At 71.4% G+C, this 14,142-nt stretch carries 10 protein-coding genes; 7 read left to right on the top strand and 3 right to left on the bottom strand.

Features of this window, described 5'->3' with window-relative positions; translation table 11 throughout:
• Nucleotides 1–163 precede the first annotated feature (163 nt).
• The gene (gene gndA, locus ADL01_RS11080) at nt 164–1,603 is read right to left on the bottom strand and encodes an NADP-dependent phosphogluconate dehydrogenase (protein WP_053741767.1); all 1,440 of its coding nucleotides are present in this window, start codon (nt 1,601–1,603) and stop codon (nt 164–166) included.
• A 327-nt stretch (nt 1,604–1,930) separates the two neighbouring features.
• On the opposite strand from gndA, the gene ADL01_RS11075 reads away from it, so the two are divergent.
• Nucleotides 1,931–3,103, top strand: coding sequence for a transglycosylase family protein (locus tag ADL01_RS11075; protein WP_053741766.1), 1,173 nt, complete (start codon nt 1,931–1,933; stop codon nt 3,101–3,103).
• Here ADL01_RS11075 and ADL01_RS11070 read toward each other — a convergent pair.
• The gene (locus tag ADL01_RS11070; protein WP_053741765.1) at nt 3,093–4,199 is read right to left on the bottom strand and encodes a DMT family transporter; all 1,107 of its coding nucleotides are present in this window, start codon (nt 4,197–4,199) and stop codon (nt 3,093–3,095) included. The two genes, ADL01_RS11075 and ADL01_RS11070, sit on opposite strands and share 11 nt — an antisense overlap.
• A 230-nt stretch (nt 4,200–4,429) precedes the next feature.
• On the opposite strand from ADL01_RS11070, the gene ADL01_RS11065 reads away from it, so the two are divergent.
• The 6 genes from ADL01_RS11065 (at nt 4,430) to ADL01_RS11040 (ending at nt 13,319) form a co-directional block, all read left to right on the top strand.
• Nucleotides 4,430–5,164: a (2Fe-2S)-binding protein gene (locus ADL01_RS11065; RefSeq protein WP_053741768.1), complete on the top strand. Its 735-nt coding sequence runs from the start codon at nt 4,430–4,432 to the stop codon at nt 5,162–5,164.
• A 36-nt stretch (nt 5,165–5,200) separates the two neighbouring features.
• Nucleotides 5,201–6,370: a glycogen synthase gene (gene glgA / locus ADL01_RS11060; protein ID WP_053741764.1), complete on the top strand. Its 1,170-nt coding sequence runs from the start codon at nt 5,201–5,203 to the stop codon at nt 6,368–6,370.
• 53 nt (nt 6,371–6,423) lie between these two features.
• The gene (gene glgC / locus ADL01_RS11055) at nt 6,424–7,644 is read left to right on the top strand and encodes a glucose-1-phosphate adenylyltransferase (protein WP_053741763.1); all 1,221 of its coding nucleotides are present in this window, start codon (nt 6,424–6,426) and stop codon (nt 7,642–7,644) included.
• A 220-nt stretch (nt 7,645–7,864) separates the two neighbouring features.
• Nucleotides 7,865–10,177 carry a GH92 family glycosyl hydrolase gene (locus ADL01_RS11050; RefSeq protein ID WP_053741762.1) on the top strand — a complete coding sequence of 771 codons (2,313 nt, stop codon included), beginning with the start codon at nt 7,865–7,867 and terminating at the stop codon, nt 10,175–10,177.
• Nucleotides 10,178–10,344: 167 nt separating this feature from the next.
• The gene (locus tag ADL01_RS11045; protein WP_053741761.1) at nt 10,345–11,691 is read left to right on the top strand and encodes a wax ester/triacylglycerol synthase family O-acyltransferase; all 1,347 of its coding nucleotides are present in this window, start codon (nt 10,345–10,347) and stop codon (nt 11,689–11,691) included.
• A 116-nt stretch (nt 11,692–11,807) separates the two neighbouring features.
• Nucleotides 11,808–13,319 (top strand): SDR family NAD(P)-dependent oxidoreductase, encoded by a 1,512-nt coding sequence (locus tag ADL01_RS11040; protein ID WP_053741760.1) that lies wholly within the window; start codon nt 11,808–11,810, stop codon nt 13,317–13,319.
• Between the two features lie 152 nt (nt 13,320–13,471).
• On the opposite strand, the gene ADL01_RS11035 is transcribed toward ADL01_RS11040, so the two are convergent.
• Nucleotides 13,472–14,142, bottom strand: a 671-nt coding sequence (locus ADL01_RS11035) for an SDR family oxidoreductase (RefSeq protein ID WP_053741759.1), incomplete at its 5' end; no start/stop codon positions are given.

Genomic DNA, 14,142 nt, shown 5'->3' with positions numbered 1-14,142 from the left:
CAGGCGGGCGGCCGGAAATTCCAGACCGCCCACCATCGCGCCCTGAAGGGGCGCGGGGAACTGCGCGACGAGCCCCCACCGGCGGTCAGCAAGACAACCGCGCACCCCGCGGAGCAACCCCCACCGGCGCGCAGCCACACAACCGCCCACCCCGCGGAGCGCCTTAGCCAGCAACCTCCGACCGGTCCCCGCCCCACAGCGTGTGGAACGCCCCCTCACGGTCCGTGCGCCGGTAGGTGTGCGCGCCGAAGAAGTCCCGCTGCCCCTGCGTAAGCGCCGCAGGCAACCGCTCCGCGCGCAGCGCGTCGTAGTACGCGAGGGCCGCGCCGAAGCCCGGAGTCGGCACGCCCTGGCGGGTCGCCGCGACCAGCACCTCGCGCCAGTCGTCCTGCGCAGCGGCGATCTCCTGCGCGAACGTGTCGTCGGACAGCAGGCTCGGCAGGTCGGCCCGCGCGTCGTACGCGGCCCGGATGCGGTCCAGGAAGGCCGCCCGGATGATGCAGCCGCCACGCCAGAGGGCGGAGACCGCGCCGAGGTCGATGTTCCAGTCGTACTCGGCGCCGCCCGCCGCGATCTCGTGGAAGCCCTGCGTGTACGACACGATCTTCGACGCGTACAGCGCCTGCTCGACGCGGTCCGCGAAGGCCGCCGCCTCCGACTCGCTCAGCGGGGTCGCCTTCGGGCCGGCCAGCCCGCGCGAGGCCTCCCGCAGCGCGGCGTGACCGGACAGCGAGCGCGCGAAGACCGCCTCCGCGATGCCCGACACCGGCACGCCCAGGTCGAGCGCGATCTGCACGGTCCAGCGGCCGGTGCCCTTCTGCTCGGCCTGGTCCACCACCACGTCCACGAACGGCTTGCCCGTCGCCGCGTCGACGTGCGACAGCACCTCGGCGGTGATCTCGATCAGGTAGGAGTCGAGACGGCCCGTGTTCCAGGTGCGGAAGATGTCGGCGATCTGCGCGGGGGAGTACCCGGCGACATCGCGCAGCAGCTGGTACGCCTCGCCGATCAGCTGCATGTCGGCGTACTCGATGCCGTTGTGGACCATCTTCACGAAGTGACCGGCGCCGTCCGGACCCACGTGCGAGACACAGGGGGTGCCGTCCTGGGCCTTCGCGGAGATCTTCTCCAGCATCGGACCGAGCGAGTCGTACGACTCGACCGGACCGCCCGGCATGATGCTCGGGCCGAGCAGCGCGCCCTCCTCGCCGCCCGAGACACCCATGCCGACGAAGTGGATGCCCTGCTCGCGCAGGTCGCGCTCCCGGCGTCGGGTGTCCGCGAAGTGCGCGTTGCCGCCGTCGATGATCATGTCGCCGGGCTCGAGGAGCGGGGCGAACTCCTGGATCACCGCGTCGGTCGGCTCACCGGCCTTCACCATGACGACCAGGCGGCGCGGCCGCTCCAGCGCGGCCACGAACTCCTTGGCGGTGTCGGCCGCGACGAAGTCGCCCTCGGTCCCGAACTCCTCGACCAGAGCGTGCGTTCGCGCCGCCGTCCGGTTGTGCAGCGCGACCGTGTAGCCGTTGCGCGCGAAGTTGCGGGCGAGGTTGCGGCCCATCACCGCGAGTCCCGTGACGCCGATCTGGGCTGAGTTGCTCATGCGGATGACTCCTAGTGGGTCCTGGAAAACGGTGGTGCCGGTAGGTCCTGGAATCGGTGGTGCTGTTCGTGCTCGCCAGTATTGCCCTTCGGGCCATCCTGACGTGCCGGTACACCGACGCGCATCCGGGTCTTCCGTTCCTGCGTACGCAGATACGCACCAGAACCCCCACCTGCCTCAGCATGCGCGCAACCGACCCGTATTCCCGCCCACTTCGGAGTCCTCACCGGTGGGCTTCGGCCACACGAGGCTGATTTGCCGTCTTGTCGTGGCCTGTTCGCAGCGCTTATTTTTGCGATTCCTGGCAAAGCTGAGGGGGGCTCTTCCATGGCCGTACGCGGCAAGCACCGCCGGTACCAGCCGAACCGGATCAACCGAGCCTCTCTCACCGTCACCGCGGGCGGCGCCGGTATCGCGCTCCCGCTGGTCGGCGCCGGAGTGGCGGACGCGGCGGACATGGCGACCTGGAACAAGGTCGCCGCCTGCGAGTCCACGAACAACTGGCACATCAACACCGGCAACGGGTATTACGGCGGGCTCCAGTTCACCCAGTCCACCTGGGAGGCGTACGGCGGCACGGCCTACGCGGGGCGCGCCGATCTGGCCACCAGGGACCAGCAGATAGCAGTGGCCGAGAAGGTGCTCGACGGGCAGGGCCCCGGCGCCTGGCCGGCCTGCTCGGTCCACGCGGGTCTCACCCGGGGCGGCGACACCCCGGACATCAGGCCCTCGGGCGGCTTCGAGCACAAGGTCCAGCGGACCGTCCGTGACGTGAAGCCGCAGACCACGCCGCAGTCCCGGGCGGGCACCGCCGAGATGTACACCGTCGTGCACGGCGACACCCTCTCCGGCATCGCCGACGAACGGGACGTCCGGGGCGGCTGGCGGGGCCTGTACGCCACCAACCGCACGACGGTCGGCGCCGATCCCGACCTGATAGTCCCGGGCCAGCGGCTCAGCCTCCGTACGAAGGCCGCACCCCACCACGCGCCCGCCACCGCGGAGCCCGCGCGCGAGCACGAGCACAAGCACAAGCACAAGCCCAGGACGGAGAAGGCGCCTTCGCGCCCCGTCGAGCACGCCCCCTCGCACACCGCCACGCTCAGCGCGCCCGTCAGCGCCGGGACCGGGACGCCGTACCACAAGACGGGTTCCCACTGGTCGAAGGGCTACCACACGGGCGTCGACTTCCCGGTGCCCACCGGGACCTCCGTGAAGGCGGTCGCGGCGGGCGAGGTCGTCGACGCGGGCTGGGGCGGGTCGTTCGGCTACCAGGTGGTGATCCGGCACGCCGACGGGCGCTACTCGCAGTACGCCCATCTGTCCGCGATCTCCGTGCGGGCGGGCGGGTCGGTGACGGCCGGTCAGCGCATCGGGCGCTCCGGCTCCACGGGCAACAGCACGGGCCCGCATCTGCACTTCGAGGTGCGGACGGGGCCCGGCTTCGGCAGTGACATCGACCCGGTGGCCTATCTCAGGGCCGGTGGCGTCAGGATTTGACCCTCATGCCGTGTCGGTGCCGGTCGCGGGAGGGCATCGGGACCGGCACGTAGGGGATGCCGTAGAAGACCGCGTAGGGAATGGGCTCTTCGGGCGTGTCCTGAGCGAGCGTCAGTACCGCCGCTGTGTCCGCAACCGTAGGGACCGGCTCCTCGCTCACCGCCGCCGTCTCCTCGTGCCCGGCCTCGGCCTGGGCCGGTACCGAGGGTGCCGGAGCAGGGGAAGCAGGGGTAGGAAAGGCGGAGGGCGGCGCGTCGGTGTGCGTGGCGTGCTGCAGCCGTTCCGTGGTGAGCAGGATCAAACCGCCCGCCGCGACCACACCGCAGCCCAGCGCGAGGATGGTGCCCGTGGTGCCGTACCGGAACGTTTCGCCGAACATCGTGATGCCGACCGCCGCCGCCACCACCGGGTTGACGACCGTCAGCGTGGCGAGCGGGGCCGCGAGGCCGCCGCCCCGGTAGGCCGACTGGGAGAGCAGCAGACCGGAGGCACCGAGCACGGCGATCAGGGCCAGCGTGGGCAGATCCGCGGCCCTGAGGCCCCCGGACCAGTCCACGGCGACCACCTTGGTGAACACCGACGACATACCGAAGGCGATACCGGAAGCGACCGCGAGCAGCGTGCTGCGCACCGCTGGATGCCGGTGCGCCGCGCGGCCCGCCACCATCAGGGACACCACCGCGAAGCCGGTGACCACGGCCAGCAGGACCCGCTGGGTGGTGCCCAGGGAATGCGCCTGGGAGTTGCCCACCAGGGACAGCAGGCCCGCGAGTCCGAGCGTCGCCATGATCGCGCCCCGCCAGGCGGTCGCCCCGGCCTTGCGGCGCACGAACAGGGCCGCCATCGGCAGCGCGAACACGATGGTCAGGGCGCCCATCGGCTGGACGACGCTCAGCGGCCCGTAGGCCAGCGCCACGACGTGCAGCACTCCGCCGAAGCCGTTCAGCGCCACGGCGGTCCACCACACCGGCCTGCGCATCGCCGCGTAGGACTTGCCGTGTTCGGAGTCCGCGACACGCTCCTGCACGATCGCCCCGCCGGCATAGGCGACGGCGGAGACGAGCGACAGCAGGATGGACAACGCGAGGGCGCTCATGAGCGGCAACTCCTCTGCGTGCGGCGCGGGCCAGTGGCCCGGCGCGGCGAACGGTCGGCTTCCATAGTCACTACGATCCCCCTTCGCGCGCGCCGGCGCGTCGTACCAGAGCACTCATTGGGTCCTACTGCCGATGGAGTACGCCGGGCCCCGCGTCCTCCCCAGGGTGGGTGACGCGGGACCCGGGCGCCTGCTCGTCGCTCCTGCCCGACCTGGTACTACTGCCTTTCGTGGACCTCGACCCCGATCTCGCGGCACTGCGACCCCTCGGCGGCTTCTTCGTACTACGCACGGCCGGAGCCCCTCTCGATTCGCCGCCGACACTCGCGCAGGCGTACGCCCATCGTGGCGAGGATGTTTACGCGGATTCCGTAACTTTTCGTGTGCGTACGGTAGCGGACCGTATCCGCACCTCTGAGCTGCGGGTTTCCGCGTCGGTCGCCCAACAGGCGCTCGCGGCCAGGTTGTGGTCCATCGCGCTCGGCTGCGCCGTCCTGTACGGCGCCGTCCCCGACCTCGATCCCGGCCTGCTCCACTGGGACGCCACCGCGAGCGCCCCCGACGACCTGTGGCTGGCGGACGTACGCCCCCGGGCGTACGACGCGGCGACGCTCACGGAACTCGTCGTCACCGGGCACCTGGAGCCGCTCAACGCCGCCCTGCACGCCCGGTACGGGGTCGCCGAGGGCCTGCTGTGGGGCAACGCGGGCTCCGCCCTGGCCGGCGCGGCCCGCGAGCTCGACCGCTGGGCGCGCGGCGCGAACACGGACGCCGGCGAGCGCGCCCACGCCCTCGCCGCCGACCTGTTCACCCACCCCCGCCTCGCCCCGACGGGCACCCTCACCGGCGCCGCGTTCAGACGGCGCAGCTGCTGCCTCTACTACCGGGTGCCCGGCGGCGGGGTCTGCGGCGACTGCTGCTTCACGAGAGCCCCGTGGTCTTCCCCGGGCGCCGCATCTGGGTGACCATGTGGGAACCAGCCACGGAGAAGGGGGTTCTGGGTGCGTGTGGGCCTGCTGACCCGGGAGTACCCGCCGGACGTGTACGGCGGCGCGGGCGTCCATGTCGAGTTCCTCGCCCGGGAGTTGGGCGCCCTCACCGACCTGGAGGTGCACTGCTGGGGCGAGGGGCGCGCGGTCGGCGTCATCCGGCACCGGCCCTGGTCGGCGCTCGACGGGAGCAACGACGCCCTGCGCACCTTCTCCACGGACCTGTCCATCGCCGCCGCCCTCGAAGGCCGCGAACTGGTGCACTCCCACACCTGGTACGCCAATCTCGCCGGCCACTTCGCCAAGCTCCTGTACGGCATCCCGCACGTGATGACCGCGCACTCCCTGGAGCCCCTGCGCCCCTGGAAGGCCGAGCAACTCGGCGGCGGATACGCCCTGTCGAGCTGGGCCGAGCGCACCGCGATCGAGGCCGCCGACGCGGTGGTCGCCGTGTCCGGGGCCATGCGCGAGGACATCCTCGCCTGCTATCCGGCCCTCGACCCGGCCACCGTCCATGTCGTGCACAACGGCATCGACACCACCCTCTATCAGCCCGACCGCGGCACGGACGCCCTCACCCGGATCGGCGTCGACCCCGACCGGCCGTACGTCCTGTTCGTCGGGCGCATCACCCGCCAGAAGGGTGTGCCCCATCTGCTGCGCGCGGTACGGGACATCGACCCGGCTGCCCAGGTCGTGCTGTGCGCGGGCGCCCCCGACACCCCGGAGATCGACCGGGAGTTCCGCGAACTCTTCCAGGAGCTGAGCGCCGTACGCGAGGGCGTCTTCTGGATCCCGCAGATGCTGCCGCGCCCGGACGTCATCCAACTCCTCACCCACGCCGCCGTGTTCGTCTGCCCTTCGGTGTACGAGCCGCTGGGCATCGTCAACCTGGAGGCGATGGCCTGCGGAACTCCCGTCGTGGCCTCGCGGGTCGGCGGCATCCCCGAGGTCGTCGAGGACGGGAAGACCGGCGTCCTGGTGTCCCTGGGCGAGGACCTGGGGGCGTTCGAGGCGGACCTCGCCCGCGCCCTCGACTCGGTGCTCGGTGACCCGGAGGCCGCGCGGCGCATGGGGGAGGCCGGACGGGAGCGCGCGGTGGGGGAGTTCGGCTGGGACGCGGTGGCCCGGAGGACGGTACGACTCTACGAGGAGATCCTCGAACAAGGTCGACAGGCTTAGCCCGACCGGCGTACGGGAAGGCATCGTGCACAACCACGGTGAGGGGAGCGGCGATGCGTCGTGGTGGGCCGGCTGTGCTCGGGATCGTACTGGCGGGCGGGGAGGGCAAGCGCTTGATGCCCCTGACCGCGGATCGAGCCAAACCAGCGGTGACTTTTGGCGGAACGTATCGCCTGGTCGACTTCGTCCTGTCCAACCTTGTCAACGCCGACATCATGCGCATCTGCGTGCTCACGCAGTACAAGTCGCACTCGCTGGACCGGCACATCACCACCACATGGCGGATGTCCAGTCTGCTCGGCAACTACGTCACCCCGGTCCCCGCCCAGCAGCGCCTCGGTCCGCGCTGGTACCTGGGCAGCGCCGACGCCATCCTCCAGTCACTCAACCTGGTGCATGACGAACAGCCCGACTACGTCGCGGTGTTCGGCGCCGACCACGTCTACCGCATGGACCCCCGCCAGATGCTGGGCCAGCACATCGAGAGCGGCGCCGGGGTCACCGTCGCGGGCATACGGGTGCCGCGCGCCGAGTCGTCGTCCTTCGGCGTGATCTCTCCCGGCTCGGACGGCCAGACAGTGCAGGGCTTCCTGGAAAAGCCCGCCGACCCGCCCGGTCTGCCCGACGACCCCGGCTGCGTGTTCGCCTCGATGGGCAACTACATCTTCACCACCAAGGCCCTGATAGAGGCCCTGCAGCGGGACGCCGAGGACGGCGACTCCGTGCACGACATGGGCGGTTCGATACTGCCGGCCCTCACCGACCGGGGCGAGGCCCAGCTGTACGACTTCAGCGAGAACCACGTCCCCGGGGAGACCACCCGCGACCAGGGCTACTGGCGGGACGTCGGCACGCTCGACGCGTACTACGACGCCCACATGGACCTCATCGCCGAGCGCCCCGCCTTCAACCTCTACAACCGCGACTGGCCCGTCTACACCCACTCCGGCCAGCTGTCGCCCGCCCGCTTCAACGCCGGCGGCATCGCCAGCGAGTCGATCATCAGCGCGGGGTGCCTGATCCGGGGGCAGGTCACCCGCTCGGTCCTGTCGCCCGGGGTGCGCGTCGACCCGGGTGCCGTGGTGCAGGGGTCGATCCTGCACGACAACGTGCGCATCGGGCGGGGCGCGATCGTGCGCGGGGCCGTCCTGGACAAGAACGTCGAGGTCCCACCGGGCGCGACGATCGGCGTCAACCCGGAGCGGGACGCCGACCTGTACACCGTCTCCAAGGGCGGCGTGATCGGCCTGGGCAAGGGCCAGCACGTGTCGTAGGCAGCGGTACGACGGCCCCGGTGAGCGCGTCCTCGCCGGGGCCGTCGGCGTGTCCGGGGCCCGGCGGGTGAGCCGAACGGGCTGTTGCCGTACGGCCGCGAGGTGACCGTGCCGGGCGCGGCGCGGATCGGGGCGCCCAGCGAGGAACGGATCGGGACACGGCCCCCGCCGACTTCTGCGGGACGCCCCGACATCTGCCCGAGCCGACGGAGGTCCCCCCTTGAGATGGACACTGCGTACCGCCGGGGTGGTGACGGCCGCCGCCCTGATCGCGGGCGCGCTCGCCGCCCCCGCCGCCCAGGCCCGCGACGAGCGGCTCACCGACCTCGTCAACCCGTTCATCGGCACGGAGAACGAGGGCAACACCTTTCCCGGCGCGACCGTGCCCTTCGGCATGGTGCAGCTCTCGCCCGACACCGGGCACAAGACGGGCTACCGCTACTCGCACACCCGCATCCGGGGCTTCTCCCTCGTCCACCTCTCCGGCGTCGGCTGCCGCATCGGCGGTGACCTGCCCGTGCTGCCCACGACCGGCGACATCACGAGCACCGACTACGCGTCCTACGCCGCCGAGTTCGGCCACGACGGCGAGTCGGCGAGCCCCGGCTACTACAAGGTCGGCCTCAAGTCCGGCATCGACGCCGAGCTGACGGCGACCGCCCGCACCGGCGTCCAGCGCTACACCTTCCCGGCGACCACCCGGGCCAACGTGCTGCTCAACGCGGGCCAGTCGCTGCACACGAAGGTGGCGAGCCGGGTCGAGATCCTCGACGACAGGACCGTGCGCACGACGATCACCGGCTCCGGTTTCTGCCGGGGCACGAACCCGTACACCGTCCACACGATCACCCGCTTCGACCGGCCGTTCACCACGTACGGCACCTGGGACGGCACAACGGTCACCGACGGCTCCCGGACCGGCGGCGACGGCGCCTACGTCCGCTTCGACACCACGGACGGGGACCGCACCGTCGAAGCGACCACCGCCCTGTCGTACGTCGACGCGGAGGGCGCGGCGGGCAACCTGCGCGCCGAGGGCGGACGGCCGTTCGACGAGGTACGCGAGGCGGCCCGGGACGCCTGGGAGGCCCGCCTCGACGCCGTGGGCGTGACCGGCGGCTCGGACACCCTGCGCCGGACCTTCTACTCGTCCCTGTACCGCAGCTTCCTCGCGCCCAACATCGGCAGCGACGCCGACGGCCGCTACCTGGGCTGGGACCTCGAGGCACACCGGGCACGGGACTTCACGTACTACCAGAACTGGTCCCTGTGGGACACCTACCGCACCCAGGCGCAGCTCCTGTCGCTGCTCGCGCCCCGTGAGGCCCGGGACATGGCGCTGTCGGTGCTGAAGATCGACGAGGAGGGCGGCTGGCTGCCCAAGTGGGGCTACGGCACCGTCGAGACCAACATCATGACCGGTGACCCGGTCACCCCGTTCCTCACCCACGCCTACCAGCAGGGCCTGCTGCACGGTCACGAGGAGCGGGCGTACCGCGCCCTGAAGAAGAACGCCGACGGCGTGCCGCCCGCCGACCTGCCCATGCTGGGACGCGAGGCGAACAGCGAGTACGTCGAGAACGGTTTCGCGCCCTATCTCAAGGACCGCCCCCGCACCAAGCCCGGCGACTCGGACTACCACTGGGGCGCGTCCGTCACCCTCGAATACGCCCTGTCCGACGCGATGCTGGCGCGGATGGCACGCGACCTGGGCCACGACGCCGACGCCGACCGCTACGCGGCCCGGGCGCAGAGCTACCGTCATGTCTTCGACGCCTCGACCGGCTTCTTCCGGCCCCGGGACGGCTCCGGTGCCTTCGCGGGCGACCTCGATCCGGCCAAGGGCGACGGGTTCCACGAGGGCACGGCCTGGCAGTACCAGTGGCTGGTTCCGCAGGACCTGCCGGGCCTGGTGGACCTGCTCGGCGGCAGACAGGCGGCCAACGACCGGCTCGACGCCTTCTTCGCGTACGACCGGATGACGGCGGACCCGGCGGGGACGGCCCGCGATGTCTGGGTGAACGGCCCGTACGCCTACTACAACGCCGACAAGTACAACCCGCAGAACGAGGTCGACCTCACCGCCCCCTACACCTACCTCTCCACCGGACAGCCCTGGAAGACGACCGACGTCGTGCACGCCGCGCTGACCCTCTACACGGACGGCCCGACGGGGATGACCGGGAACGACGACATGGGCACGATGTCCGCCTGGCACGTCCTGTCCGCGATCGGGATCTTCCCGGTACAGCCCGGCTACGACATCTGGGGCCTGTCCACCCCCGTCTTCGACCGGGTCGACCTCACCCTCGACCCCCGCTACTACCCACTCGGCGCGCTCACGGTCACCGCACCGGGTACGTCGGACAGCCGACGCTACGTCCAGTCGGTTGCCGTCGACGGATCTTCGTACAGCCGTACGTATGTGACGAGCGGGACGCTGCGGGGTGCCCGCTCGCTCGATTTCACGGTCGGCTCGGAGCCGTCCGGGTGGGGAACGGACGCGGACGCGGCGCCGCCCGCCCTGAAATAGCGCCCCGCGCGCCCCCACGTAACCCCATACGTCACAGGAGTGCCGCCGCTCTCGAAGCGGCGGCACGTAATCCGTTGTTAACTGAGCGTAGCTTGTTCGTCCTTGACCGTAATCGCTCGTGAGCGATTGACTGCTGGCCTACCCGTCGTCGACGCGAGAGTGATCCCTTGACCTCTGAGACCGCGGACCTGCTCGCGCCCCTCGATCTGGCGTTCTGGCACCTCGACTCCGAGCTGCACCCCATGCACCTGGGCGCACTCGGGGTCTTCGCCGCCAACTCGCCCACCGCCGGAGCCCACGCGGCCGACCTCCTCGCCGCCCGCGCCCCCGCCGTCCCCGGCCTGCGCATGCGCATCCGGGACGTCTGGCATCCCCGGCTCCCGCTGGCCTTCGGGGGCGCCACCCGCGAAGCCGCACCAAACTTCGACCCGCTCGACCACGTCCGGCTGCACGCGCCGACAGCCGACTTCCACGCCGAGGCCGGACGGCTCATGCAACGCTCCCTGTCACGGGGCCGGCCGCCCTGGGAAGCACATGTCCTGCCCGGCGAGGACGGCACCTCCTTCGCCGTGCTCTTCAAGTTCCACCACGCCCTCGCCGACGGCCTGCGCGCACTGACCCTCGCCGCCGGCGTCATGGACCCCCTCGACCTGCCCGAGCCGCGTCCGCGCCCCGAACAGCCGGCCGGGGGACTCATCCCCGACGTCCGCAAGCTGCCCGAGCTGGTACGCGGCGTCCTCTCCGACGTCGGCCGGGCCCTCGACATCGGGGCCTCCCTCGCCCTCTCCGGCCTGGACAACCTGAACCCGCGCTCGTCGGCCGCCCTCGTCGCCGAGCCCACGGGCACCCGCCGCACCGCCGGGGTCGCCCTCGACCTCGACGACGTGCACCGGGTCCGCAAGACGGCCGGCGGCACGGTCAACGACGTCCTCATCGCCGTCGTCGCGGGAGCCCTACGGAGCTGGCTCGACGAGCGCGGCGACGGGAGCGAGGGAGTCGCGCCGCGTGCGCTGATCCCCGTCTCCAAGCGGCGTCCGCGCACCGCCCATCCCCAGGGCAACCGGCTCTCCGGCTACCTGATGCGACTGCCCGTCGACGATCCCGACCCGCTGGGCCGCCTCGACGCCGTACGCATGGTCATGGACCGCCGCAAGGACGCCGGGCCCGAGCGAGGCGCCGGGGCGATCGCGCTGCTCGCCGACCATGTGCCGCCGCTCGGGCACCGGCTCGGCGGACCGCTGGTCAAGCAGGCCGCCCGGCTCTGGTTCGACATCCTCGTCACCAGCGTGCCGCTGCCCAGCCTCGGTCTGCGGCTCGGCGGGAACCCGCTCACCGAGGTCTACCCCTTCGCCCCGCTCGCCCAGGGACAGTCGCTGGCGGTCGCCATCTCGACCTACCGGGGACAGGTCCACTTCGGGCTCGTCGCGGACGCGGAAGCCGTCCCCGACCTCGACCGGTTCGCCGCCGCGCTGGCCGCCGAGGTGGAGACGCTGGTCGCCGCCTGCGAGGCCTGAGCGGGCCCGTGATCGTCGCGGGTTTGGTGACTGGGGCCGGGCTTGAAGTAAAATCGCCTGTTCGAGAGCGAGCGCCGTCTGAGCGCCGCGAAGGCGACCCAGGGAACGGCAGCGCGATGACGGTGACAGAGGACGGCCCGACGGCCGTGGACGGCATGGACGTCGTGGGCGACGTCTCCTACGGTCCCGGCATCGACCCCGAGCGGATGGCCGTCTGCCTCAGCGTGCTCGAGGAACTCGACAAACTGGACGTCGACCACCCCGACGCCATCGCCGTGCGCCGCGCCACCGCCGGCATCTACCGCACGGTCAAGCAGCGCCGCAGGCAGGAACGCCGGGCCTTCAAGACCGCCCACGACAAGGCGGTCACCGAGTCCACGGCGACCGGCTCCGCCCAGCGCATCGACGACGAGACCGAGGGCATCCTGCCGTCGTCGGTGACCCAGGAAGGGCAGATCGCGGGCATACTCCAGCGCCCCCGCTCCTGCTACACCTGCAAGACCCGCTATGTCGAAGTCGACTACTTCTACCACCAGCTCTGCCAGAACTGCGCCGCCGAGAACCGCTCCCGCCGCGACGCGCGCACCGACCTCACCGGCAAGCGCGCGCTGCTCACCGGCGGCCGGGCCAAGATCGGCATGTACATCGCGCTGCGGCTGCTGCGCGACGGCGCGCACACCACGATCACCACGCGCTTCCCCAAGGACGCCATCCGCCGCTTCAAGGCCATGGACGACTCGGCGGACTGGCTCCACCGCCTGGAGGTCGTCGGCACCGACCTGCGCGACCCCGCGCAGGTCGTGGCCCTGGCCGACCGGATCGCCGAACAGGGCACGCTCGACATCCTGATCAACAACGCGACCCAGACGGTCCGCCGGCTGCCCTCCGCGTACGCCGCGCTGGTCGAGGCCGAGAGCGCCCCGCTGCCGGCCGGTGAACTGCCCGCCCACCACGTCATCGGCGCCTTCAACTCGGGCGCGGTCGACGGACTGGCCGCGCTGCCCGTCGGCATCAGCGGCATCGACGCGCAGCAGGTCGCCGACCTCGCCCTGGTCGCGGGCAACGCCAGCGTCGCCCGGCACCTCGACGGCACGGCCATCGACGCGGGCGGCCTCGTCCCCGACGTCGTCGACACCAACACGTGGGTGCAGACCATCGAGCAGATCTCCCCGGTGGAGCTCCTCGAAACCCAGCTGTGCAACTACACGGCGCCGTTCATCCTGATCAGCAAGCTGCGCCCGGCGATGTCCGGGGCGGCGCGCGAGGCGGTGAGCAAGCGGGCGTATGTCGTCAACGTCTCGGCGATGGAGGGCGTGTTCGGGCGCGGCTACAAGGGTGCGGGCCACCCGAACACGAACGCCGCGAAGGCCGCGATGAACATGGTCACGCGGACCAGTGCGCAGGAGATGTTCGAGGCCGACGGCATTCTGATGACGTCGGTCGACACGGGGTGGATCACGGACGAGCGTCCGCACTACGACAAGCTGCGCCTGGCCGATGAGGGGTTCCATGCGCCGCTTGACCTTGTCGACGGGGCGGCGCGGGTGTACGACCCGATCGTGCGGGGTGAGGCGGGGGAGGATCTGTACGGGGTCTTCATGAAGGACTACGCGCCCGGTAAGTGGTAGGTGGGGGCCTGTGGGGCGCTGCGGGCCCGGTGGGGGCTTGTCGCGCCCACGCGGCGGAGCCGCTGTCGACACAGCCCCGCGCCCCTAGGGGGTGGCAGGGCCGTGGGGTGTCTGCGGGTCGGTGGGGGCTTGTCGCGCAGTTCCTCGCGCCCCTAGGTGGGTCTGTGCAGGCGCATGTGGTCATGAACCGTATATGTCGTCGCCGTTTGGGCTGGGCGTACCCGGGTTCCGCCGTCCACCAGTAGGTCCGTCCCCGTGACCCACTCCGCCGCGTCCGATGCCAGCCACAGGACCGCTTGGGCGATGTCCTCTGGTTCGCCGATGCGGGCGAGGGGGAGGCCGGCGGCTATGGCGTCCTCGGCCTGTTCCCATACGAAGCGGGCCATCTCTGTGCGGACGAGGCCGGGGGAGACCGAGTTGACCCGCACCCTCGGGGCCAGTTCGCCCGCGAGTTGCTGGGTGAGGTGCAGCAGTGCCGCCTTGCTGGTGCCGTACGCGCCCACGTTGGGGCCGACGTGCGTGGCGCCCTCCGTGCAGATGTTGACCACGCAACCGCCGTGTTCGCGCATCCACGCCCGCCACACGCACTGGGTCAGCCGCAGCGGAGCCTCGACGTTGACCGTGAACGCCTCGCGCCAGATGTCCGGGTCGGCGTCCATGAGCGGGCCGTAGGGCTGGTTGGCGGCCGCGTTGTTCACCACGATGTCGAGCCGCCCGAACGCGTCGAGCGTGAACTCGGTCAACGCCAGCAGGTGGGCCGGATCGGCGACGCTGCCCGCCAGCCCGACCCCGCCGAGCTCCTCGGCGGCCCGCCGCACCGCCC

The sequence above is a fragment of the Streptomyces sp. NRRL WC-3618 genome (assembly GCF_001280005.1).
Lineage (GTDB): Bacteria > Actinomycetota > Actinomycetes > Streptomycetales > Streptomycetaceae > Streptomyces.
Note: the sequence above shows the minus strand (reverse complement) of the source record. Positions and strands in the feature narration are given on the sequence as shown.

Coding starts and splice junctions, on each gene's coding strand:
- gndA (WP_053741767.1), bottom strand. CDS start 1,603: ATGAGCAACTCAGCCCAGATCGGCGTCACGGGACTCGCGGTGATGGGC.
- ADL01_RS11075 (WP_053741766.1), top strand. CDS start 1,931: ATGGCCGTACGCGGCAAGCACCGCCGGTACCAGCCGAACCGGATCAAC.
- ADL01_RS11070 (WP_053741765.1), bottom strand. CDS start 4,199: ATGAGCGCCCTCGCGTTGTCCATCCTGCTGTCGCTCGTCTCCGCCGTC.
- glgC (WP_053741763.1), top strand. CDS start 6,424: ATGCGTCGTGGTGGGCCGGCTGTGCTCGGGATCGTACTGGCGGGCGGG.
- ADL01_RS11040 (WP_053741760.1), top strand. CDS start 11,808: ATGACGGTGACAGAGGACGGCCCGACGGCCGTGGACGGCATGGACGTC.